18 protein-coding genes and 1 riboswitch are annotated in these 22296 nt (G+C 73.5%); of the genes, 5 read left to right on the top strand and 13 right to left on the bottom strand.

Annotated features, from left to right (window positions below):
- Positions 1 to 24 precede the first annotated feature (24 nt).
- Positions 25 to 585: a heme-binding protein gene (locus ACQ614_RS22645; protein ID WP_431680404.1), complete on the top strand. Its 561-nt coding sequence runs from the start codon at positions 25 to 27 to the stop codon at positions 583 to 585.
- A 77-nt stretch (positions 586 to 662) separates the two neighbouring features.
- On the opposite strand, the gene ACQ614_RS22640 is transcribed toward ACQ614_RS22645, so the two are convergent.
- Positions 663 to 1628, bottom strand: a complete 966-nt coding sequence (locus ACQ614_RS22640) for a helix-turn-helix domain-containing protein (RefSeq protein ID WP_431680402.1) — start codon at positions 1626 to 1628, stop codon at positions 663 to 665.
- Positions 1629 to 1936: 308 nt separating this feature from the next.
- Between ACQ614_RS22640 and ACQ614_RS22635 the strand changes: the two genes are divergently transcribed.
- Both ACQ614_RS22635 and ACQ614_RS22630 read left to right on the top strand, forming a co-directional pair.
- A complete protein-coding gene (locus tag ACQ614_RS22635; protein WP_363490699.1) occupies positions 1937 to 2431 on the top strand; it encodes a GNAT family N-acetyltransferase in 495 nt (164 codons plus the stop codon).
- Positions 2432 to 2466: 35 nt separating this feature from the next.
- The gene (locus ACQ614_RS22630) at positions 2467 to 3681 is read left to right on the top strand and encodes a cellulase family glycosylhydrolase (protein WP_431680399.1); all 1215 of its coding nucleotides are present in this window, start codon (positions 2467 to 2469) and stop codon (positions 3679 to 3681) included.
- A 3-nt stretch (positions 3682 to 3684) separates the two neighbouring features.
- Here the strand turns inward: ACQ614_RS22630 and ACQ614_RS22625 are convergent, their stop codons facing one another.
- The 8 genes from ACQ614_RS22625 to ACQ614_RS22590 form a co-directional block, all read right to left on the bottom strand.
- Positions 3685 to 4839 (bottom strand): glycosyltransferase family 4 protein, encoded by a 1155-nt coding sequence (locus tag ACQ614_RS22625; RefSeq protein ID WP_431680398.1) that lies wholly within the window; start codon positions 4837 to 4839, stop codon positions 3685 to 3687.
- Between the two features lie 13 nt (positions 4840 to 4852).
- Positions 4853 to 6247 carry a lipopolysaccharide biosynthesis protein gene (locus ACQ614_RS22620; protein ID WP_431680396.1) on the bottom strand — a complete coding sequence of 465 codons (1395 nt, stop codon included), beginning with the start codon at positions 6245 to 6247 and terminating at the stop codon, positions 4853 to 4855.
- An 81-nt stretch (positions 6248 to 6328) separates the two neighbouring features.
- Positions 6329 to 7471: a glycosyltransferase family 4 protein gene (locus ACQ614_RS22615; RefSeq protein ID WP_431680394.1), complete on the bottom strand. Its 1143-nt coding sequence runs from the start codon at positions 7469 to 7471 to the stop codon at positions 6329 to 6331.
- A complete protein-coding gene (locus tag ACQ614_RS22610; protein ID WP_431680391.1) occupies positions 7468 to 9771 on the bottom strand; it encodes a hypothetical protein in 2304 nt (767 codons plus the stop codon). Before ACQ614_RS22610 ends, ACQ614_RS22615 begins: the two co-directional genes overlap by 4 nt.
- Positions 9768 to 10856 (bottom strand): glycosyltransferase family 4 protein, encoded by a 1089-nt coding sequence (locus tag ACQ614_RS22605; RefSeq protein ID WP_431680389.1) that lies wholly within the window; start codon positions 10854 to 10856, stop codon positions 9768 to 9770. The genes ACQ614_RS22610 and ACQ614_RS22605 overlap by 4 nt, the downstream gene beginning before the upstream one ends.
- Positions 10857 to 10899: 43 nt before the next feature.
- Positions 10900 to 11436, bottom strand: coding sequence for a hypothetical protein (locus tag ACQ614_RS22600; RefSeq protein ID WP_431680387.1), 537 nt, complete (start codon positions 11434 to 11436; stop codon positions 10900 to 10902).
- Positions 11433 to 12206, bottom strand: a complete 774-nt coding sequence (locus ACQ614_RS22595) for a glycosyltransferase family 2 protein (RefSeq protein ID WP_431680385.1) — start codon at positions 12204 to 12206, stop codon at positions 11433 to 11435. The genes ACQ614_RS22600 and ACQ614_RS22595 overlap by 4 nt, the downstream gene beginning before the upstream one ends.
- A 344-nt stretch (positions 12207 to 12550) precedes the next feature.
- Entirely contained in the window at positions 12551 to 13639 is a 1089-nt protein-coding gene (locus ACQ614_RS22590; RefSeq protein ID WP_431680382.1) for a LamG domain-containing protein, read from the bottom strand.
- Between the two features lie 197 nt (positions 13640 to 13836).
- Positions 13837 to 13937: riboswitch (adenosylcobalamin-variant (AdoCbl-variant) riboswitch) on the top strand.
- A 223-nt stretch (positions 13938 to 14160) separates the two neighbouring features.
- Between ACQ614_RS22590 and ACQ614_RS22585 the strand changes: the two genes are divergently transcribed.
- Together ACQ614_RS22585 and ACQ614_RS22580 are read left to right on the top strand one after the other, a co-directional pair.
- Positions 14161 to 16545, top strand: coding sequence for a ribonucleoside-diphosphate reductase subunit alpha (locus tag ACQ614_RS22585; RefSeq protein WP_431683993.1), 2385 nt, complete (start codon positions 14161 to 14163; stop codon positions 16543 to 16545).
- Positions 16546 to 16565: 20 nt separating this feature from the next.
- The gene (locus ACQ614_RS22580; RefSeq protein ID WP_431683992.1) at positions 16566 to 17561 is read left to right on the top strand and encodes a ribonucleotide-diphosphate reductase subunit beta; all 996 of its coding nucleotides are present in this window, start codon (positions 16566 to 16568) and stop codon (positions 17559 to 17561) included.
- Positions 17562 to 17639: 78 nt separating this feature from the next.
- Here ACQ614_RS22580 and def read toward each other — a convergent pair whose 3' ends face one another.
- From def to ACQ614_RS22560, 4 genes are all read right to left on the bottom strand, one after another.
- Positions 17640 to 18194 (bottom strand): peptide deformylase, encoded by a 555-nt coding sequence (gene def / locus ACQ614_RS22575; protein WP_431683991.1) that lies wholly within the window; start codon positions 18192 to 18194, stop codon positions 17640 to 17642.
- A gap of 139 nt (positions 18195 to 18333) precedes the next feature.
- Positions 18334 to 19323 carry a tetratricopeptide repeat protein gene (locus ACQ614_RS22570; RefSeq protein ID WP_431680380.1) on the bottom strand — a complete coding sequence of 330 codons (990 nt, stop codon included), beginning with the start codon at positions 19321 to 19323 and terminating at the stop codon, positions 18334 to 18336.
- A 163-nt stretch (positions 19324 to 19486) separates the two neighbouring features.
- Entirely contained in the window at positions 19487 to 20833 is a 1347-nt protein-coding gene (locus tag ACQ614_RS22565) for an HD-GYP domain-containing protein (RefSeq protein WP_431680378.1), read from the bottom strand.
- A complete protein-coding gene (locus tag ACQ614_RS22560; RefSeq protein ID WP_431680376.1) occupies positions 20830 to 22245 on the bottom strand; it encodes an HD-GYP domain-containing protein in 1416 nt (471 codons plus the stop codon). The genes ACQ614_RS22565 and ACQ614_RS22560 overlap by 4 nt, the downstream gene beginning before the upstream one ends.
- Between the last annotated feature and the right edge of the window lie 51 nt (positions 22246 to 22296).

Raw genomic sequence — 22296 nt, 5'->3', positions numbered from 1 at the left:
CGGGGATTCACCGAGGAGTGCGGGATGATCAAGTCGTCGACGAGGGCGCGGGTGCTGGGCGGTGCGCTGGCGGTGGCCGCGCTGGGTGCGGGCACCTTCGGTGCGGTGTCGGCGAACGCCGACACCGCCGGTGCGGCGGCCGCGCCGGCGGCGGTCAAGGCCGAGGCCGGCGGCAAGGACGTGGCGGAGTCCTCGCACCTGACGGTGGCGGCGGCGACCAGGGCTGCGCTGGCGGCGATGGACGCGGCCGGCAAGGGCGGGTACAAGGTGTCGGTGTCGGTCGTGGACCGCAACGGCAACACCGTCGTGGCGCTGCGCGGGGACGGTGCCGGCCCGCAGTCGCCGGAGTCGGCGGAGCGCAAGGCGTTCACCGCGGTGTCCTGGAACGCGCCGACCTCGGAGCTGGTGAAGCGGCTGGCGCAGACCCCGAACCTGAAGGACATCCCGGGCACGCTGTTCCTGGGCGGCGGCGCTCCGGTGCAGGTCAAGGGTGCGCCGGTGGCGGGCATCGGTGTGGCGGGCGCCCCGAGCGGCGACCTGGACGAGCAGTTCGCACAGGCGGGCGCCGCAGCACTCGCGAAGTAGCGCACGGCCTGCCCCTTGCGGACGGGTGCGGGGCGGGAGGCGCCGGTCGGCGTCTCCCGCCCCGCGCGCTCTTGCGCTCAGACCCCCGCCGGGACGTCCGGGCAGGCGAAGGCGCGGCGGTAGGCCTGCGGGGTGGTGCCGAGGCGGCGGCCGAAGTGGTGGCGGAGGGTGGCCGCGTTGCCGAAGCCGCAGCGGGCGGCGACCGCGTCGATGGACTCGTCGGTGCCCTCCAGGAGCCGCTGGGCGAGCAGTATGCGCTGGCCGGTGAGCCAGCGGTGCGGGGTGGTGCCGGTCTCCTGCTGGAAGCGGCGGGCGAAGGTGCGGGGCGACATGTGGGCGAGGGCGGCGAGCCGTTCGACGCCGGCGTCCTCGTCGAGGTGGTGGCGCATCCAGTCGAGGACGGGGGCGAGCGAGTCGACGCCCGGCTCGGGCAGCGGCCGGTTGACGAACTGGGCCTGTCCGCCCTCCCGGTGGGGGGCGACGACCATGCGGCGGGCGATGCCGCGGGCGACCTCGGCGCCCTGCACCTTGCGGACCAGGTGGAGGCAGGCGTCGATGCCGGCGGCGGTGCCGGCGGAGGTGATGACCGGGTCCGCGTCGACGTAGAGCACGTCGGGCTCGACGGTGGTGAGCGGGAAGCGCCGGGCCATTTCGGCGGCGTGCTTCCAGTGGGTGGTCGAGCGGCGGCCGTCGAGGAGGCCGGCGGCGCCGAGCAGGAAGCTGCCGCTGCAGATGGAGAGGGCGCGGGCGCCGCCCTCGACGGCGGCCCGCAGGGCCGCGATCAGCTCCGGCGGGTACTCGTCGCGCAGGCCGGTGGCGGTGAGCACGATCAGGTCGGCCTCGGCGAGGCGCTCGGGGCCGTACGGGACGTCGACGGTGAAGCCGGCGTGGGTGCGCTTGGGGCCCGGCCGGTCGGAGGCGAGGGCGAAGTCGTAGACCGGCAGGCCCTCGTCGGTGCGGTCGAGGCCGAACACCTCGCAGGCGACGCCGAGTTCGAAGGGGTGCACTTCTTCCAGGACGACGGCGACCACGTTCTTCAGCATGGCCCCAGGATGCCCTTGGCAGGATTTCGATGCAAGAGGTCTTTTCTGCCACTCGTCGGGCCGTGCCCGCCCCGGGACAGTGGAGGCATGACTTCCTCCTCCGTGTTCATGAGCGCCGTGATCCTGTTCGCCGCCGTCGGCGGCTTCGCCCTGATCGGAGCGGTGGTCGGCCGCGAGGTCGACCGCTCCGGCCGCAACGGCCGCGACAACTGGCACCGCCCCGGCGGCTACCCCGCCGACCCGGCCGTCCCGGACCGGCTGCACCGGGCCCCGTCCGGAAGCGGACGGGACGAGGGCAGACTGGGGGGATGGACGTCGTCATCCGCCGAGCCCGCGAACAGGACCTCGACCCGGCCGGGGAGCTCTCGGTCGAAGTCTTCGTCGGCGACGGCTACAGCCTCGCGGACGGCCGGTACGCCGCGCTCCTCCGCGACGCCCGCCGGCGCAGCGAGGAGGCCGAACTCCTCGTCGCGGTCGACGCCGGGGACGGGCGCGTGCTCGGCTGCGTGACCTTCGCGGTCGGCGGCACCGCCTGGGCCGACATCTCGCTGCCGCACGAGGGCGAGATCCGGATGCTGGCGGTGTCCCGGTCGGCCCGCGGCCGGGGCGTCGGCACCGCGCTGGTGCGGGCGTCGATGGAGCGCAGCCGCGAACTCGGCCTGGCCGGGATGGCGTTCTCCACCCGCCCGGACATGACCGAGGCCCACCGGGTGTACGAACGGCTCGGATTCCGCCGCTCCCCCGAGCGGGACTGGGCGCCGCTGCCGGGCATGGATCTGATGGTCTATGCACTGACCTTCTGACAGGGCACGTCGGAGGCTGGCCTAGGCTGTACCGCATGGGGATGCAATGGGCCGGACGGAAACGACTGTTGGTGGCGGTGCTGGCGTTCTTGATATCGCTGGTGGCGACCGTGACGGCGAGCGTCTTCACCCGTGCGTCCTCCTCCGCGGTCGCCGAGACACCGGCGGCGGTGCCGTCCCCGACCGCCCCGCAGAACGGCAAGCAGCTCCGCATCGGCATCGCCTTCGGCGACACCCTCACCTGGAAGTCGGACCAGGAGCTGGCGGTCGCCCTGGACGACTCGGTGGAGCTCGGCGCGAAGTGGATCCGCGTCGACCTGTCCTGGAACAACATCCAGCCGGACAGCCCGAAGAACTACCTGTGGCAGCGCTTCGACCGGGTCGTCAAGGCAGCGCACGCGCGCAAGCTGGAGGTCCTGCCGACCATCGGCTACACGCCGGGCTGGGCCCGTTCGGCCGGGTGCAAGGACGACCCGTCGTGCCCGCCGGCGAAGTTCGACGTCTTCGCCGCGTTCGCGCGGGACGCGGCGCAGCGGTACGCGCCGATGGGCATCCACATCTGGGAGATCTGGAACGAGCCCAACATCCCCTTCTGGGCGCCCAAGCCCGATGCGGCCGCGTACACCCGGCTGCTGACCGTCACGTCCAAGGCGCTGCGCGGTGCCGACCCCAAGGCGTACCTGCTGCTGGGCGGGCTGGCCGCGGTGGGCACCAACCCGGCGGAGGGGCACGTCTCGCACACCGAGTTCCTGGAGCAGGTGTGCCGGCTGGGCGGCAACAAGCTGGTGGACGCGCTCAGCTACCACCCCTACACCTATCCCCATCTGCCCAGTGCGAAGACCGACTTCGGCACGGCGATGGAGGAGATCAGCAGCGCGAAGAACAACCTGGTCGCCGTCCTGGACAAGTACGGCTCGGGCAACATGCCCGTCTGGATCACCGAGACGGGTGCGCCGACCAACGGCCCGGGCAGCGCGGCGGACGGCCGGACGATCCCGCCGAACGCCTCGCACGTGACCGAGGGGTTCCAGGCCGACATCGCCAGTGACACCGTCCCAGCCGCCGCGGCGAATCCGCACGTGACCGCGGTCTTCTGGTTCGCCGAGCAGGACTCGGGCACCACCAAGGACAAGCAGCGCCGGTCGCTGTTCTACGGCCTGCGCCGCTACGACGGCAGCCGCAAGCCGGCGTTCGCCGCCTTCAAGGACTCCGTCGCCGCCTACCAGCGCCGCGCCCAGTCGCAGCAGTAGGCGTCACGCTCCGCGGAACAGGTCGAGGTGGCGGTCGGTCAGCTTCCGCCAGTCGTAGCGCTCCTCGGCGCGGCGGCGGCCGGCGGCGCCGAGGCGGTCCGCCAGCGCTCCGTCGTCGAGGACCCGCCGGCAGGCGTCCGCCAGGGCACCGGGGTCGCCGGGCGGGACGAGCAGCCCGGTCCCGCCGTCCACGACGACCCGGGGGATGCCGCCCACCGCCGAGCCGACCACCGGCGTGCCGCAGGCCATCGCCTCCACCAGGACCATGCCGAAGGACTCGGCCTCCGTGCGGGAGGGCAGGACCACGAGGGCTGCGGTGCGCATCGCCTCGACGAGGTCCTGGCCGGTGAGCTCCCCCGGGGCCTCGACCCGGTCGGCGATGCCCAGCCGGTCGGCGAGTGCCAGGTGGTCGCCGACGGCGTCGCCGCCGCCGACCAGGCGCAGCCGCGCACCGGCCGGCCCGGTGGGTTCGGCGAGGGCGCGGATCAGGACGTCCACGCCCTTCCAGGCGGAGGACCGGTCCATCCGGCCGACGTAGAGGACCGTGCGGGGGCGGGTGGAGGGCGGTGCCCCGGGGGTGAAGCGGCCGAGGTCGGCGCCGGGGCTGATCTCGACGGCGTGCGGCTGCCCGTGCGCCAGCGAGACCGGGGAGACCGCGACGAGCGCGTCCGCGCGGCGGAAGACCCGCGGCAGCACGTGCGTCTCGTACAGGCCGATCAGCCGGTCCGCGGCACCGCTGCCGGTCTCCCCCTTGTGCATCGATCCCGCGTGGTAGGTGAGGACGGACCGCCGCCGGCCGGACACTGCGACCGCCACGTCGGCAAGGCCCGGGACGGGGCTGTGGGCATTGACCACCTCGGCGCCGCTGCGGCGCAGCCAGCGCCGCAGCTGGAACGGCCAGAGCGGGCTGAGCGGGGTGTTGGACAGCCGGAGCCAGGCGCCGAGGCGGACGACCTGCACGCCGTCCTCGGTGGTGACGGTGGTGCGCAGGCCGTCGAGCCGGGTGGTGATGACCACCGGCTGCAGCCCGGGGTCGTCGGCGGCTGCCCGGGCGATGCGTGCCGCGTAGTTCTCCACTCCGCCGATCTTCGGCGGGTAGTAGGGCGTGACGACGGCGACGGTGCGGATTCCGGTGCCGGACGGCTTGCGGCGCGGCATCAGGCGGCGGTCCTCATCGGTAGGGGCCCTCGGGGCGGACGGTCGGGTGGGGATACTGCGGAGCCGCGGGGCGGGGGTGCGGCGGTGCGGCCGGCCGGGGGTACGGCGGAGCGGCGGGGTACGGCTGCGGCGGCGGCACGAAAGGGCGGGGCTGCACCGGGGCGGCGGGTTCCGGGGCGACCGGCGCGTCCTGCCGCCCGGCGCGCGGCCGTGACACGAGCAGGGCCGCCGTCCCGTAGAGCCCGGCCAGCAGGCTGCCGGTGCCCCAGGCCAGGCCGACCCACACCAGCCCGCGCGGTGCCCAGAGCGCGGTGAGGCCGATGGTCGCGGCCGCGAAGAGGACGTTGCCGAAGATCAGGTGGCCCATCCTGCGGGCCGCCTTGAGGCCGAATCCGGCCCAGGTGTTCAGGGCCACGGCGAGCGCGCCGACCGCAAGGGCGACGAGCAGGCCGCGGCCCCGCTCCGCGTACGAGGGGCCGAAGATCTGCAGCAGCAGGGGGCTGGCCGCGGCCACGGCGAGCACGGCGGGAACCTGGACCGCGGCGATGATCCGGGCCGAGCGGCGCAGCAGTTCGCCGAAGCGGGACTCGTCCGAGGAGACCTCCGCGAACAGGGCGTCACCGACGGCACCGGAGACGGCGTGCAGCAGGCTGGCGATCTGGAAGGCGACGTAGTAGTAGCCGGCCGCAGCCGTGCCCAGGCGTTCCAGCACGATGAGCGGGACGACCATCAGCGGCAGCAGGTTCAGCAGGCTGGAGGTGTGGCTGGCCAGCGAGAAGCCGAGCTGTTCGCGCAGGCGGGTGCCGCGGGTGCGGAAGTCGAAGCGGAAGCCGATCCGGCGGTGCATCAGCAGCAGGGACGCCAGGACGGCGACGAGGTAGCCGCCGCCGGTGGAGGAGACGATGCCACCCGGTCCGAGTGCGACGAGCGCGGCCGGCAGTGCGAGCTTGGTCAGCCCCTGGATGATGCCGTCGACCAGCACGTTGAGCTGCGGGAGGCGGGCGCTGACGAAGACGGAGTCGGTGAGGGCGTTGACGGCTGCGCAGACGCAGAACAGGACGAACGCGGCGGCCTGCACCGGGTCGGAGCGGACGAAGAGCAGCTTGGGGCCGTACAGCGGCAGCCCCGCGAGGTAGAGCAGCGCGGCGATGCCGCAGACGGCCGCGACCAGGGCGATCGCCTGGGTGATCTGGGCGTTGCGGGCGGGTTCCGGTGCCGGGAAGCGGACGAGTGTGCTGTTCAGGCCGAACATGCTGAGGTAGGCGAGCAGGGAGATCGCCGAGATCAGCGAGGTGGCCAGGCCCACCTGCTCGGGCGTGTAGAAGCGTGCGACGACCACCCAGAACAGGAAGCCGAGCCCGGCCGTGCTCACCGAGGAGGCCAGCAGGAAGAAGGTGCTGCGGTACATCTGGTCCGGCGGCCGGGCGTGCCTGCCGCGGCGCCTAGCCACGGGTGCGGGCGCCCGGCCGGGGGCACGGGGTGCGGGGTCTCATGCGCGGGCCCCGTAGTGCTCGACCAGGGCGGCGCTGTGCTCGGGCCAGGAGAAGGCGTCGGTGGCGTACCGGCGGGAGTAGGCGGCCATGCGGGCCCGCAGGCCGGGGTCGGCGGCGAGTTCGGCGAGTGCGGTGCGCAGGCCGGCCTCGTCGCGCGGCAGCAGCCGGACGAGCGTGCGGTCGAGGGCGTAGGGCGCGTAGCCGGGGTCGTCGGTGGTGACCACGGGCAGGCCGGAGGCCATGGCCTCCTGGACGGTGAGCGGGAACCCCTCGGCGGTGGACGGGAGGACGAACAGGTCGCAGGCGCGGTAGGCGTCGGCGAGGTCCTCCGGGGCGAGGGCACCCAGGGCGTGCACGCCCCGGCGGCTGGCCAGGGCCTGCGAATCGCCGTCGCCGGCGAACACCAGGTCGTAACCGTCCTCCGGGCGGTGTGCGGCGAGCAGCAGGTCGTAGCCCTTCTTGGGCACCAGGCGGCCGGCGAAGAGGGCGAGGACGCGGTCGGCGGGCAGGCCGAGGCGTTTGCGGGCGTCGGCGCGTTCGGCGGCCGAGGCGGCGGGGCGGAAGAGTGCGGTGTCCACCCCATTGGCGAGGTGGCGGACGCGCTCGGGGCGGGCACCGCCGCGGACGGCGAACTCGGCGACGGCCGCGTTGAGGGTGATCACCCGGCGGGCGCGGCGCAGCAGGCCGCGGCCGGCGACCGCGTACACGGCTCGCTGGACGGCGCGGACCAGCGCGGAGGGGTGCTCGACCAGGGCGACGTGCTGGGTGAGCACGTGCGGGGTGCGGGTGAGCACGGCGGCGAGTCCGGCGGCCCAGGAGGTGAGGTAGAGGCAGTCGTGGATGTGCACCACGTCGGCCCGGCGGGCGTGCCGCAGGGCGGTGGCGAGCACGCGGGGCGACAGCACGGGGAAGGGCACGCCGGCCCGTTCGGCGCCGTTCCAGGCGGCGATCCGGATCACCCGCACGCCGTCCTCCTCGCGGACACGGCTGCGCTCGCCGCTGGTCAGCACGGTCACGTCGGCGCCCCGGGCGGCCAGGTGGACGGCCTCCTGGCGGGCGACGTTCTCGATGCCGCCGAGGTGCGGCGGGTAGTAGTGGCTGACCATCAGGACCCGCGGCGTCCCGGTGGGCGTGCTCATCGGTAGATCACCGCTCCCTCACTGCTGTAGATCCGGTTCTTGGTCGCACCCAGCAGTGCCGTCGGATATTTGTAGGTGATGAGGTCCCCACGGTAGAAGACCGTCACCTCGTCCTTGCGCAGGGAGGTCGTCCCCAGCAGGACGTAGGAGTTGGGGCGGACGAGGACGGGCTGGATGTCGCCCTCGGCGGGGCCGGTGATCAGGGTCTGCAGCCGGCTGAAGGTGAACCGGTCGGTCTGCAGCAGCTGCCGCTTGTCGGCGGCGATCTGCTGCTCCAGCCAGAACACCGCCATCTCCTCCTCGGCGTGCGGGTAGTAGATGTCGTACGCGCGTCCGGCGTTGCTGAGCTGGAGCTGGGCCGGGTAGCCGCCGAGCACCTTGGGAACGACGCCGGTCAGGTCGAGGAAGAGCGCGATCGCCAGGCCGGCGGCCACCGGTACGGTTCGGCGGCCGGCCCAGCGCAGCAGCCACAGGGTGCCGGCGGCGAGGAACGGCGCGAAGAAGAACAGCCCCTGCTGGAAGGCCCGGAGCACGCTGTAGTCCACCGACAGCTGGGGCAGCAGGGTGAAGAGCGCGACCATGGCGAGTGCGCCGACCGTCAGCGTGACCTGGTCCCGCAGCGGCCGGAAGGCGCGGCGGCGGGCCCGCAGGACGGCGGCGAGCCCCACCAGCACCAGCACTTGGAGCAATAGCGCCGCGCCCTGGCGGAGCACACCGTTCAACCCGGTGACGCTGACGCCGGCCGTGTCGAGCGCACGGCCGAGCGCGGTCAGCGGCATGTCCTCCTGGGTGACCGCCGCCATCTTCTGGCCCTCGACGGCCTGCAGCGGGAAGAAGTCGCCGGCCGCCCGCTTCGACCCGGTGGCCTCGACGGCCTCGGCCCGGTAGTCGTCCAGCCGCTGCTGCGGGCTGGCCTTCGTGCCGCCGAACAGGCTGTAGGAGGTGTCGGAGGAGCCGCCCTTGCCCTGGCCGGGGTGGAGGATCTCCTGGACGACGATGCCCAGCGTGCTCTTCAGCTGCACGCTGGTGTGGGTGACCGGCCCGGCCCACACGACGGCCAGGACGGCCGGGACGAGCACCAGCCACCAGGTGACGACCGGCTCCGCCTTGGCCACCCTGCTGCGGCGCCGCTGCCGCCGGCCCCGCTCGGCCAGCCGCCAGAGCAGTTCGACCGCGTAGGCGACGCCGAGGGTGGCCACGACGACGTAGGTCGTCGAGTAGTGCGAGAGCACGCAGCCGACGAGGAGCGCCAGGACGGCGATGCGCCGGGCGCGCAGCGGGCGGGCGGTGTCCGTCAGCACCGCCATGGCGCACCCCAGCAGCAGGAACGCGATCTCCTGCCGGCCGAGGAAGGTCATGTCGGTGAAGAAGGTCGGGAACAGCATGAAGTAGACGGCCGCGAGCAGCGCCGTGAACTGCGGCGCGACGTTGCGCACGGCGCGGTGCACGAGTACCGGCGTCAGGGCGAACAGCAACGGCAGGACGACCTTGAAGACGTAGACGTCCGGGATCGCCGTGAGCCGCGTGAAGGAGAGCGGGAGGAGCGTGACGCTGAGGCAGGCGTTGTACGCGTCGGGGTAGAGCTCGACGTTCCAGTAGGAGCCGCCGAGGGTCAGCCGGAAGTACTCGTACTCCCGCTGGATGTCGTGCCCGGCGATGCCCCAGCCGCGGAGCGAGTTCATGAGCAGGAGGGCCGCCGCGGCGGTGTACAGGCCGGCCGCGAGCAGCGGCGGCGGGTACTTCCGGCGGCGGAGCATCAGCAGGAGCAGCAGGGCGGCGACGGCGACCAGTGCCAGGGTGCTGACGGCGCCGCCGAGCCCGTTGTTGAGCCGGATCGGGCCGGCCACGGAGAGCACCAGGGCGAGCCCGGTGAGGCAGGCCAGGGCGGCCGTCCCGGGCGGGAGGCCGGTGCGGCGGCGGGCGGTGGGGCGCTCCTCCTCGGGGAGGAGGGCGCCGAGGACGGCGGCCGCCATGCCGCTGGCTCCGGCGAGGTTGATCCGGGTGAGCGGCTGGTCCGCGCCGAACAGCGGCAGCAGGGTGTTGACGCCGAGTGCGATCAGGATGTCCGTCACGACGGCCAGGCCGACGGCGACCATCAGGCCCGCCTCGCGGGTGGAGACCACCTTGGCGGCGGTGCCGCGCCAGAGCGCCACCGGGGCGCCGACCAGCAGCCAGAGCCCGGCTGCCGTCGCCACGGCGCCGGGCACGCCCGGCAGCATCTCGACCACGCAGGCCAGGGCACTGCCGAGGACGACGCCGTTGCGTCCGCGGAGGTACGGGAGGAGGGCGCGGGCGGTCACAGGCCGGCCTCGGCGTAGACCTCTTCGACCCGGGCGGCGACCGTCTCCCAGGCGTAGGCCCGGGCGGCGGCGGCGCTCCGTTCGGAGAGCCGGCCGCGCAGCGCCGGGTCGGCGGCGAGCCGGTCGATCGCGGCGGCGAGGGCGGCCGGTTCGGGTGCGGCCAGCAGGCCGGTGCCGGTGAGGAGTTCGCGGTTGCCGGGCACGTCGGTCGCGATCACCGGAAGGGCGGCGGCCATCGCCTCCAGGGCGACCAGCGGCATGCCCTCCCGGTCGGAGGGCAGGACGAAGACGTCGGCCGCGGCGTACGCGGCGACGAGGTCCTCGCCGTGCAGGCCGCCGGCGAACTCGACCGTTTCCGGGCCGAGCTGCCGGGCCCGGGCCTCCAGCCGGGAGCGCAGTTCGCCGTCGCCGACGATCCGCAGCCGGACGGGCCGCTCGGTCAGGGCCATCGCGTCGAGCAGCCGCGCGACGTTCTTCTGGGCGCTGAGCCGGCCGACGTACAGCAGCCGGAGCGGCCCGGGCTCCGGCGTGCGGACGGGCATGAAGTACTGGCGGCCGACGCCGTTGGGCACGGTGAAGACCCGCTCGGCGGGCACCCGGTAGGTGTCCCGGACGAAGGCGCCCTGGGCGTCGGTCAGCACGATGACGGCGGCGGCGGCCCGCATGACCCGGGCCAGGACGTGCTTCTTGTACGCGGGCAGCAGCCGGCCGAGCCGGCCGGAGGCGTCCACGTCCAGGTGGAAGTGCAGGACGAACCGCTGCCGGCGCAGCCGGGCGGTGAGCGCGACGAGTTCGGGCATCAGGGCGTGCGCGCAGTGCAGGTGCAGCACGGCGCCGCGTGGTGCGCGCAGCAGGGAGACCGGCAGCCCGGGGGCGAGCGCGGTGTGCGCCACCTCCACGGCCCGGTGCCGGCGGACGGCGACCGGTCCGCCGGTGCGCCGTCCGGCGCCGCCGGCGCCCAGCGCGGTGGTGACCACCCGCACCTCGTGGCGCTCGGCCAGCTGGACGGAGAGGTTCTCCACCACGCGTTCGAGGCCGCCGAGGTGGGGCGGGTAGTAGGGGGTGACCTGCAGGATCGTACGCATCAGGGTTCCAGGGCGGCGGCTCGTCGGGGGTGCGTCCGGTGCCTCAGCCATGAGGGGTCTGGGACTTCCCGAAGCGGAAGTAGAGGCTCTGCGGGTGGCCGACGAGGGCGACCCGGACGAGGGCGACGTCGGCGTTGGTCTGCAGCTTCGCAACCAAGGGCACCGGTGCGCCGTAGTGGGCCTTCAGGGCGGTCGTCGAACTGGCCAGGACCTGCCCGGACGGGGACTCCAGGGTGACCCGCACCCGGTACCCCTGGGATCCCTCGCCGTGGTCGGTGACGGCGACCGGGACGACGACGGTCGATCCCTCGAACCCGGGTGTGGCGGTGAAGAAGAGCTCGGCGTACGTCCGGGGCCGCTCGGTGAAGGAGTCGAGCAGGATCTCGCGGGTGGTGGGTGCCGTCCACAGGGTGAACCCGACCGCGACCGCCGCGAGGACGCCGGCCAGGACGACCGCCGGCCGCCGGCGGCGCCGTGCCGTGCGCCGCCGCCGTCGGCCGGCGGGCCCCGGGGCGGTCTCCTCCGGCGCGTCCTTCGGCAGCGCGTCCTCGGGCAGGGCGTCCTCGGACTGCGTGCTCATACCGCCTCGATGCGTTCGTTGCGCGGCTTCTGGGCGGGGATCCTGGCCTGCTTGCGGGCGGACACCGGGACCGGCTGCGGTCCGCCGTGGCGCCGGAAGCGGTGGTTGAAGAGCTGGCGGAGGTTGGCCATGCCGTCCGGCAGGGCGTTGAGCTTCACCTCGCCGCCGCGGGTGCGGTACTCGATCGGGACCTCCATGAAACGGTACCCGGCCGAGGTGGCGGCGTTCTTGATCTCCTGGGAGAAGGCCATGCCGCCGGAACGGACGTCCAGACCGTCCCAGATGTACCGTCGGAAGATCCACATGCCGGACTGGGAGTCCCGCAGACCGTTGCGGAAGAGCGTGCGGCTGAGTGCGCTCAGGGCGTGGTTGGCGACGAAGTGCGAGGGCTTCATGGCACGCCGGTTGCTGCGCCGGAGCCGATCGGTCGTCATGAACTCCACGTCGTGCTCGACCAGAGTGTGCAACAGGTCGGGCAGGGCGTCGAACGGATAGGTGCAGTCCGCGTCACCGGTGGCGATCACATCGCCGGTGGCCTCGTCGAAGCCCGCGAGATAGGCGTTCCCGTAACCCCGTTCCGGCTGCGAGACGACCCGGGCGCCCAGCGACCGGGCGACGGCCGCGGTGTCGTCCGTCGAGGCGTTGTCGACGACGACCACCTCGGTGTCCCAACCGGCTGCCGCGAGTTCTGCGACCGGCACCGTGCCCATCACCGCGGGAAGGTTTGACGCCTCGTTGAGCGCGGGAATCACGATGGACAGAGTGTTCACGGCTCTATTCCCCCCGAAAAAAGCAACTGCTCGCCCCGCCCCCTGGTGAGCAGCCGTTCCGGGGCCGGGCATCCGACGACAGGTCGGGACGGCCCGACGGTCGGTCAGGCTGCGGGCCGCTCCGCGGACGACGGCCGTCTGCCGGCCGTCTCCTGCTCGCCTGAACTCGCCGGGGGTTCCGGTCGGCCGCGCGCGGGCACTTCCGAAACCGATGCGCCCCCACTCGGCCTGATGCCGCCATCCCCGTTCGCTCGGCCGCCATCTTTTCACACCCCGAACGCCGGTGACACCGCGGCAGGCGTGAGGGAGGCCACGGCCGGGCCGTGGCCTCCCCCGGCAGCGGATCAGCCGCCGACGAGCCAGGAGTTGACCGGCTTGGCGCTGAGGCCCGTGCCGCCGGTCTTGAGGCTGGCGACCTGCTGGGGGTTCAGCGGCTCCTTCCAGACCAGGATCCGCCCGATCACGCCGGCCCAGTTGTCGCCCCAGATCCCGTGGTGCCGGCTGCGACCGAACTGCAGCGGCCCGGGCCCGGCCCAGATGGGGCCGTTGAGCTTGGCCGTGGCCGCCTGCGCGCCGTTCACGTACAGCGTGATGGTGCGCTGGCCGGCGTCGTAGACCGCGGTGAGCAGGACCCACTGCGTCACCGTCTCCAGGCTCTCGGGAGCCACCGCCTGGACGACCGTGCCGTCGGCGCCGCCGTCCGCGGTCTGCACCCGGAACGCCCACGCCTTCTTGCCGCTGGCGTCGTCGCGGGACAGGTCGAAGGAGTACGAGATGCCGTCGCCCTGGCTGATCGCCGTGCGCGATCCGCCGGGCGCCTCGTTGTAGACCCATGCCGCGATCGAGAAGCTCTTGCCGACGTCGACCAGCTGGTTCGCCGACTGGGCGTAGGAGTTGTTGTTGCTCCGCATGCGCAGCGCATAACCGCCCTCCACCTCGGCCAGCTGCGCGTCCGGGCCGATGGCGAGGTTCGCCTGACCGGACTTGTCGGCCAGCAGGTCGGGCTGGCCGGGCACGGTCGGCGAGTTGGCGGGGGCCGAGCCGGACGGGTGCGCCGAGGCCGAGGCGCTGGACGATGCGCCGGCCTCCGGAGTGCCGCCGTGCACACCCTTCATGACGGCCAGACCGACCGCGCCGCCGAGGACGCAGGCTGTGAGCACGATGCCGCCCGTCCAGATCAGCTTCTTGCGGCGCGACGAGGCCTCGTGCTGCTGGGCCAGCGCCTCCCAGTCCGGGATGGCGGTCTGCGCCTGCTGAGGCAGCGGCCACTGCTGGTGCGACGCCTGCGCGGGGAAGCCGGGCGGCGTGCCGAAGCCTGCCTGCGGCGGGAAGGACTGGGCACCCTGTGCCCCCTGCTCCGCGGGATTCGCCGGTCCCTCCTGGGACCCGGGCTGACCCGTCCAACCGGGCGTGGCCCCCGTACCGTCACTCATGGCCAGAGATCGTAGGCCATGGGGTGCGGCGCAGTCTCGGGTGGTGACCGTTCCGTGAGCACAACGGGTGGGTCAGGGGCGGGTCGGATGTGCGCACTGCGCTCACCGGAGTGTGTCCAGCCACGGACGCGACACGCTGCGTGCACAAGATATGGGGGTACATCACGGAGACACCACTACATGTATGCTCACTCTCGCTGTCGACGCAGGGGAACCCGGTGCAAGTCCGGGACTGCCCCGCAACGGTGAGCAGGCCCGTGAACGTCCGGGCCCGCACAGTCCGAGGGCCTGCCGACGGTGTGCCACCGGCTTCCCCGCAGATGCCATGAAGCACAGCTGTACGTCCGGGCCTCGCGGGTTGGCCGGGTGGCGACGCACGCCTCGACTCGGATCGGGCGTGCCGTTCTGCCCTGCCGCGCGCACGCCCTGACGCACCCCCGGCCCCCGGCCCGCGGGGTACCCGAAGCGTCCGCTGCCGCCACAGGAGAGAGTGCGCCTTGACCGTCGCTGCCTCAGTCACCCTGCCCTCCCAGGGAATCGCCGAGTCCGCCCAGACCGACCCCGGTGCTGCGCTGCTCCGGCTGCTCACCGACCGCAGCACCGACCTCCCCCAGGTGGACCCCGGCCACGTCGCCGCCGCCGCACTGCGCGGCCGCCACGCCGGCTCCGACTTCGCGGAGCTGCGCGGGCTGGCCGTGGAGGCCGCCGCGTCGATGATCGCCGAGGACCCGCAGTACTCGAAGCTCGCGGCCCGCCTGCTGGCGCTGGAGATCCGCGACGAGGCGGTCTCCCAGGGCGCGGTCACCTTCGCCGCCTCGATCGCCGTCGGCCACGCCGAGGGCCTGATCGGCGACACCACCGCGGCCTTCGTGGCCAAGCACGCGGACGCCTTCGACGCCCTGGTCGACCTGCAGGGCGACGACCGCTTCGAGTACTTCGGCCTGCGCACCGTGCAGTCCCGCTACCTGCTGCGCCACCCGATCACCCGCAAGGTGGTCGAGACCCCGCAGTACTTCCTGCTGCGCGTCGCCGCGGGCCTCGCGGTCGGCGACAGCGAGCAGTCGGTGGCCGAGGTGGCGGAGCTGTACCGGCTGATGAGCCGTCTGGAGTACCTGACGTCCTCTCCGACGCTGTTCAACTCCGGTACCAAGCACCCGCAGATGTCCTCCTGCTACCTGCTGGACTCGCCGCTGGACAACCTGGACTCGATCTACAGCCGCTACGCGCAGATCGCCCGGCTGTCCAAGCACGCCGGCGGCATCGGCCTGTCCTACTCGCGCATCCGCTCCCGCGGCAGCCTGATCCGCGGCACCAACGGCCAGTCCAACGGCATCGTGCCGTTCCTGCGCACCCTGGACTCCTCGGTCGCCGCGGTCAACCAGGGCGGCCGCCGCAAGGGCGCCGCCTGCGTGTACCTGGAGACCTGGCACGCCGACATCGAGGAGTTCCTGGAGCTCCGCGACAACACCGGCGAGGAGGCCCGGCGCACCCACAACCTCAACCTGGCGCACTGGATCCCGGACGAGTTCATGCGCCGGGTCAACGCCAACGAGGACTGGTCGCTGTTCTCCCCCGCCGACGTCCCCGAGCTGGTCGACCTGTGGGGCACCGACTTCGACGAGGCGTACCGCAAGGCCGAGCAGGCCGGCAAGGCCGTCCGCACCATCCCGGCGCAGACCCTCTACGCCCGGATGATGCGCACCCTGGCGCAGACCGGCAACGGCTGGATGACCTTCAAGGACGCCTCCAACCGGGCCGCCAACCAGACCGCGCTGCCCGGCCGCACCGTGCACTCGTCCAACCTGTGCACGGAGATCCTGGAGGTCACCGACGACTCCGAGACGGCCGTCTGCAACCTCGGCTCGGTCAACCTGGGCGCCCACGTCGCCGCCGGCGCCACCGCCGCCGACCTCGTGAACGCCATGGACTGGGAGCGCCTGGACGCCACCGTCCGCACCGCGGTGACCTTCCTCGACCGGGTCATCGACATCAACTTCTACCCGACCACCGAGGCGGGCACGTCCAACTCCCGCTGGCGGCCGGTCGGCCTCGGCGTGATGGGCCTGCAGGACGTCTTCTTCCAGCTGCGGATCGACTTCGACTCCGCCGAGGCGAAGACGCTCTCCACCCTGATCTCCGAGCGCATCATGCTCACCGCCTACGAGCGCTCCGCGGACCTCGCCGAGCAGTTCGGCCGCCACGAGGCGTACGGCGAGACCCGCGCCGCCCGCGGCGAACTGCACATCGACCACTTCAACGCCGCCGCCCCGCAGTGGACGGAGCGCTGGGACGCGCTGCGCGCCCGGATCGCCGAGACCGGCCTGCGCAACTCGCTGCTGCTGGCCATCGCGCCGACCGCCACCATCGCCTCGATCGCCGGCGTCTACGAGTGCATCGAGCCGCAGGTGTCCAACCTGTTCAAGCGCGAGACGCTCTCCGGCGAGTTCCTCCAGGTCAACCCGTACCTGGTGCGCGAGCTCAAGGAGCTCGGCGTCTGGGACCAGCAGACCCGGGACGCGCTGCGCGAGACCAACGGCTCCGTCCAGGAGCTCAACTGGCTGCCCGCCGACGTCCGTTCGCTGTACCGCACGGCCTGGGAGCTGCCGCAGCGCGCGCTGATCGACCTGGCCGCGGCCCGCATGCCGTACATCGACCAGAGCCAGTCGCTGAACCTCTTCATGGCCGCGCCCACCATCGGCAAGCTCAGCTCGATGTACGCGTACGCCTGGAAGGTCGGTCTGAAGACCACCTACTACCTGCGGTCGCGCCCTGCCACCCGGATCGCGCAGGCCGCCACGGGCGCCCGCGCCGCCGTGCCGGTGCCCGCGCCGACCATGAGCCAGGAGGAGCAGGACGCCATCGCCTGCTCCCTGGAGAACCCCGAGTCCTGCGAGGCCTGCCAGTGAGCACCGAAGACCGCCAGAAGATGCTGCTCGACCCGGGCTTCGAGCTGACGCTGCGCCCGATGCGCTACCCGTCGTTCTACGACCGGTACCGCGACGCCATCAAGAACACCTGGACGGTGGAGGAGGTGGACCTGCACTCCGACGTCGCCGACCTCGCCAAGCTGAGCGAGGGCGAGCGGCACATGATCGGCCGCCTGGTCGCCTTCTTCGCCACCGGTGACTCGATCGTCGCCAACAACGTGGTGCTGAGCCTCTACAAGCACATCAACTCCCCCGAGGCCCGGCTCTACCTGTCGCGGCAGCTGTTCGAGGAGGCCGTGCACGTCCAGTTCTACCTGACGCTGCTCGACACCTACCTGCCCGACCCGGACGACCGCGCGGCGGCCTTCGCGGCGGTGGAGAACATCCCCTCCATCCACCAGAAGGCGCAGTTCTGCTTCAAGTACATGAACGCGGTCGACCACATCGACTCGCTGCAGACCAAGGAGGACCGCCGCGCGTTCCTCCTGAACCTGATCTGCTTCGCGGCCTGCGTCGAGGGCCTGTTCTTCTACGGAGCCTTCGCGTACGTGTACTGGTTCCGCAGCCGCGGCCTGCTGCACGGCCTGGCCACCGGCACCAACTGGGTGTTCCGCGACGAGTCCATGCACATGGACTTCGCGTTCAGCGTCGTGGACACCGTCCGCGAGGAGGAGCCGGACCTCTTCGACGAGCAGATGGCCGAGCAGGTCACCGAGATGCTGGAGGAGGCCGTCGAGGCCGAGCTCCAGTTCGCCCGCGACCTCTGCGGCGAGGGCCTGCCCGGCATGAACACCGAGTCCATGCGCCAGTACCTGGAGGCCGTCGCCGACCAGCGCCTGGCCCGCCTCGGCCTGCCGATCCGCTACGGCTCCACCAACCCCTTCGGTTTCATGGAGCTGCAGAACGTCCAGGAGCTGACCAACTTCTTCGAGCGCCGGGTCTCCGCCTACCAGGTCGCCGTCGAGGGCTCGGTCTCCTTCGACGACGACTTCTAGGCCGCGGCGCACCGGTCACGCAGGAGGGCCGCACCCGGGTTCCGGGTGCGGCCCTCGCGCGTGCCGTCGGGCGGTCCGTCAGTCGTTCGGGACGGTGGCGTACTTGGGGGTGCCCTCGGCCATCTGCTTCAGGGCGTCCTTGCGGTCGCGCTTGGAGAGCCGGTCGATGTACAGGTAGCCGTACAGGTGGTCGGTCTCGTGCTGGAGGCAGCGGGCGAAGAAGCCGGTGCCCTCGACCCGGATCGGGTTGCCGTCCTTGTCGACTCCGGTGACGGCGGCGTAGTCGGGGCGGGCCAGGTCCATGTAGGCGGTGGGGACGGACAGGCAGCCCTCGGCGGAGTCGTCCAGGGCGCGGCGGCCCGGCGGCAGCTCCTCCAGCACCGGGTTGACGACGTGTCCGACGTGGCGCACGCCCTCGTCGTCGGGGCAGTCGTAGACGAAGACCTTGAGGTCGACGCCGATCTGGTTCGCGGCCAGGCCGACGCCGTCGGCGGCGTACATCGAGACGAACATGTCGTCGATGAGCGAGGCGAGTTCGCCGTCGAATGTGGTCACCGTGGCGACCTCGCGGTGCAGCACCGGGTTGCCGAAGACCGTGATCGGGCGGGCCGTGCCCTTGGAGAGGTCGGGCATCTCGCCGACGACCTTCTGCACCGGGGTCTCGTCCTGCTCGGGGTGGTCGTGCTCGTGCTCGTCGGCCATCGCTGGTTTCCGCTCCGTGGTTCCGTCCAGGTGTACCGCTCAAGGGTACGGCGCCGGGCGAACCCCTTCCTCAACAAACCTCTTCGAGGTCCCGGTACGCCCGGGTGGCGGGGGAGGCGGCGACCCAGCGGTCCAGGAGGGTGCGGACCAGGCCGGCGGGGGCGGCGATGCCGCACTCGCGCTCGGCGAGCCAGGAGGTGCCGATGCTGCCCTGGCTGAGGTGGCTGAGGTGGCCGGGGTGGGTGGGGTCGCCGTCGTCGTGCGGGTCGTGGTGGGCGGTGTGGCCGTCGTCGATGGCCATCCGGCTCTCCGAGCAGGCGCGGCACAGCAGCCGCACCGAGCTCGTCCAGTCCTCGGCGGCGTACCCGGCGTCGGCGACCAGACGCTCCAGCGCGTCCCGGTCACCCGCCGTGGCGGCCTGCAGCAGCACCACGAAGGTCGGCACCGGGGAGGGCGCCCACAGCTCGATCTCGTCGAAGACGGGGTAGGCGACGCCGTCGGCGACCCGCTCGCCGTGCGGGGCGCCGTCGTGCAGCACGACCTCGCCCCAGCGGCGGCCGGAGGACGGCAGCGGGACGGACAGCACCTCGATCCGGGCGGGGTCGAGCCGGCGGCCCCAGACCACCTCGGACTCGCCGTCCGGGGAGAGCCGCACCGGGGTGGTGCCGAGGTCGAGGTCGACGGGCCCGTCCGCGGGGACTCCGGGCCCGCCGGGGAGTCTCAGCCCGTACGCCTCCCAGGCACGGCGGGCGAGCGGCCAGTCCTGCAGGGCGGTGGCGGTGATGCCGAGGTTCCACCAGTCGGGTGCGCCGGTCGCCCGGTCGAGCAGGGCGACGGCGCGCAGCCCGGCGGTGCGGGCCTGCTCCCAGTCGCGGCGGAACTTGTGCAGCAGGGCGAGGTTGAACCAGGAGTCGGAGAGCCACGGCTCCAGGTCGGCGGCCATGACGAGCAGTGCGCCGGCGTCCTCGTAGCGGCCGTCGCCGATGAGCGTGAAGGCGCGGTCGGTCGTCTGCCGCCAGGTGGCCGACGGCCGGTGCCTTGCGCGGTGGAAGATCCTCACGTTCCGTCCCTGCCGTTGTCGTCCGCCAGTTCTCAGCACATGCTCCGAGGCCGGCTGCTGCAACGGGAACGATCCGGTGTGCCGGGTGGCCCCGCATCCGGTGTTCCACGCTACGACCGCATCCAACCACGCCTGTGGCGGCCCGCGCTCCCCGCGCGGCGGTTCATGCCGGTTCGCGGCCTGCGGCGCCCACTCTGGCCAAGGCGTCGACCACGGCAGGGTCGTAACCGCGGCCTCGCTCCAGCCGCAGCCGTTCCAGCGCCGCGAAGGCGGCGGTGGCCTCGGACAGCCCGCGGCCGCGGGCCTCGGTGCGCAGGTCGTCGTGGGCGTTGGCGACCCGGATGATGCGGGCGGACAGCGGCAGGCTGCGGTCGGCGGCGCCGTCCGGCAGCCGGAAGGGGTCGGCGAGCCGGGCGACCTGGTCGCCGACCCGCCGCGGGACGCCGGTGCGCCGGATGACCTCGCTGCCCAGGCGGGCGATCCGCTGCTGTTCGGCGGGCGGCAGCATGGCGGTGGCGCCGCCGGGTACGGGTTCGACCAGCGAGAGCTGGCCGATGTCGTGCATCAGTGCGGCGTACTCCAGAAGGGCGAGGTCCCGGGTCCCGAGCCCGAGTTCGCGCCCCAGCGCGCACGCCGTGTCCGCGACCCGGCGGGCATGCCCCGGTGGGGTGTAGCCGGCGACCTCGGTGGCCCGGGCGAGCGCCTCGATGGTCTGCCCGGTGGTGGCGCGGATCGCCGCGGCCCGCCGGAAGGACGCCTGGGCGAGCAGCAGCGGGGTGCAGAACAGCGGCAGCGCCCACAGCCCGACCTCGCCGGCGAGCAGGCTGACCAGCATGCCGGTGGCGACGATCGCCGATCCGATGCCGAGCAGCGAACGCAGTTCGTCCTCCAGTGCGGCGGCGAACCGCAGGCCGGCGCGGGCGCGGTGCAGCACCGCGGCCAGCACGGTGTCGCAGAGCGCGGTGAGTGCGGCGACGCCGGTCAGCAGGGCGCCGTACGCCGGGCCGGAGAACGGGGCCCGGTCGAGCAGGCCGCTGCCGTAGACCGGCTGGAAGAGCAGGGCGGCGAAGGCCGTGGTGAGCAGCCGCCGGGAGGCGGTGTCGGCGCGGGCGGTGTCCGGCGGGCCGGGGGCGGGCCGGGCGTGTCGACCGGGGGCGGCGCGGCGGGTGCGGACGCCGGGCAGGGCGAGCGGGAGCAGGCCGGCCAGGGTGCCGAGGCCGGTGACGGCGACGACCTGCAGTGTCCCGTGGCCGGTGGGGGTGCCGTGCAGCGGTCCGAGCAGGGCGTAGGCGAGGGCGGCGGCGGTGCCGAGCGGGGCCTGCTCGCGGTCGCCGGGCAAGGTGATCCTGGCCCGTTCGCCGGCCGCGACGACGGCGCCGAATGCGAGGGCCACCTGCGGCTGGACGAGGCCGTGCACGGCGACGTGGAGCAGGGCCGCGCCGAGCAGCAGGGCTGCGGCGGCGTGGACGGCGGACGGCCGGAGGAGGCCGCCGCGCCGGCCGGGTCTCACGGCGACCCGCCCGCGGTGATCCGGCCGCCCGGCCCGGGCACCCGGCGGGCCGGCTCGGGGACGCCGAGCGGGATGTCCGGGACCTCGCCGTCCCAGCCGCCGGGCGGGGGCGGCTCGGGCTGCCAGCCGTGCAGGTCGACGGCGGCGACCAGGGCCTGCACCATGGCCGGGTCGAACTGGCTTCCGGCGCAGCGCTGGAGCTCGGTGACGGCCTCGGTGACGGGGCGGCCGCGCCGGTAGGAGCGGGTGGAGGTCATCGAGTCGAAGGCGTCGGCGACCGAGATGATCCGGGCGAACTCGGGGATCCGGTCGCCGGCCAGGCCGGCGGGGTAGCCGCGGCCGTCGAGCCGTTCGTGGTGGTGCAGGATGCCCGCCCGGGCCTCGCCGAGGAAGGCGAGGTCGCGGACGAGTTCGTGGCCGAAGACCGGGTGGACCTCGACGGCGCGGCGCTCGGCCTCGGTGAGCGGGCCGTTGCGGCGCAGCAGTTCGGTGGCGACGCCGAGTTTGCCGACGTCGTGCAGGGTGCCGGCGAAGTGCAGGGTGCGGATGCGGTCCTCGGCCATGCCGAGCTGCCGGGCCATCAGGACGGCGGCCCGGCCGACGCGTTCGCTGTGGCCGCGGGTGTACGCGTCCTTGATCTCCACGGCCTGGACGAGGGCGCGGACGGTGGCCTGGTGGGCGCCGGCCTCCCGGTGGCCCTGGGCGAACATCCAGGCGGAGATGGAGAGCGGCAGCAGGGCGAGCACCGCCGCGAACGCGCCGTACGGGCCCTGCCAGAGGACCGCGACCATCAGGCCGCCGGCGCCCTGGACGAGTGCGGGCAGCACCACGGCGGCGGTGGCCCGGGCGAGGTCGGCGGGGTGGGCGGCGCGGGCCGGGCGGGCGGTGTCCAGCTGCCGCATGATCCCGACGAGGACGGCGTTGACCAGGCAGAACGCTGCGACGGCGGCCATCGCGCCGAGGGCCGCGGCGGGGAAGTCCGCGCCGAGCAGCAGGTGCGGGCCGCCGAGCAGCCGGTAGACGGCGGCGGCGGCGAATGCGGCGACGGCCAGCTGGGCGGCGTTCCAGAGCCGGCGCAGCCCGCGCGGTTCGGGGATGTGGGCGGTGAGCGCGCCGGGGACGGCGACCAGTGCGGCCGCGGCGGGCGGGAGCAGCAGGACACCGGCGAAGAGCACCGGGAAGAAGCCGCGGCCGGGCAGTGCGCGGGCGGGCTCGCGGGGTTCGCGGGGCGGGCGGCGCAGCAGCCGTCGGCCGACTCTGGCGCAGGGGGTGGGCAGTCCGACGGCGAGGGACTCGGCGCAGGTGTGCAGGAAGGCGAGCAGGGCGAGGCGGGGCCAGTCGACGGTGCCGCCGAGCGGGCCGCGCAGGGTGGTGGCGAGCGGGAGCAGGCAGCAGGCGGCGCCGGCCAGCACCGCGGCGGCGTATCGGGCCGCGGCCCCGGTCAGGGCGTCGCCCTCGCCTTC

This window comes from Kitasatospora dryopteridis (assembly GCF_050749075.1).
In the GTDB taxonomy this organism is placed as follows: Bacteria; Actinomycetota; Actinomycetes; order Streptomycetales; family Streptomycetaceae; genus Kitasatospora.
Note: the sequence above shows the minus strand (reverse complement) of the source record. Positions and strands in the feature narration are given on the sequence as shown.

Excerpts from the sequence above, each read along its gene's own strand:
- def (WP_431683991.1), bottom strand. The coding sequence starts at position 18,194 with ATGCCCGACCTCTCCAAGGGCACGGCCCGCCCGATCACGGTCTTCGGC.
- ACQ614_RS22640 (WP_431680402.1), bottom strand. The coding sequence starts at position 1,628 with ATGCTGAAGAACGTGGTCGCCGTCGTCCTGGAAGAAGTGCACCCCTTC.
- ACQ614_RS22625 (WP_431680398.1), bottom strand. The coding sequence starts at position 4,839 with ATGCCGCGCCGCAAGCCGTCCGGCACCGGAATCCGCACCGTCGCCGTC.
- ACQ614_RS22615 (WP_431680394.1), bottom strand. The coding sequence starts at position 7,471 with ATGAGCACGCCCACCGGGACGCCGCGGGTCCTGATGGTCAGCCACTAC.
- ACQ614_RS22580 (WP_431683992.1), top strand. The coding sequence starts at position 16,566 with ATGCTGCTCGACCCGGGCTTCGAGCTGACGCTGCGCCCGATGCGCTAC.
- ACQ614_RS22590 (WP_431680382.1), bottom strand. The coding sequence starts at position 13,639 with ATGAGTGACGGTACGGGGGCCACGCCCGGTTGGACGGGTCAGCCCGGG.
- ACQ614_RS22645 (WP_431680404.1), top strand. The coding sequence starts at position 25 with ATGATCAAGTCGTCGACGAGGGCGCGGGTGCTGGGCGGTGCGCTGGCG.
- ACQ614_RS22605 (WP_431680389.1), bottom strand. The coding sequence starts at position 10,856 with ATGCGTACGATCCTGCAGGTCACCCCCTACTACCCGCCCCACCTCGGC.
- ACQ614_RS22620 (WP_431680396.1), bottom strand. The coding sequence starts at position 6,247 with ATGTACCGCAGCACCTTCTTCCTGCTGGCCTCCTCGGTGAGCACGGCC.
- ACQ614_RS22635 (WP_363490699.1), top strand. The coding sequence starts at position 1,937 with ATGGACGTCGTCATCCGCCGAGCCCGCGAACAGGACCTCGACCCGGCC.
- ACQ614_RS22600 (WP_431680387.1), bottom strand. The coding sequence starts at position 11,436 with ATGAGCACGCAGTCCGAGGACGCCCTGCCCGAGGACGCGCTGCCGAAG.
- ACQ614_RS22630 (WP_431680399.1), top strand. The coding sequence starts at position 2,467 with ATGGGGATGCAATGGGCCGGACGGAAACGACTGTTGGTGGCGGTGCTG.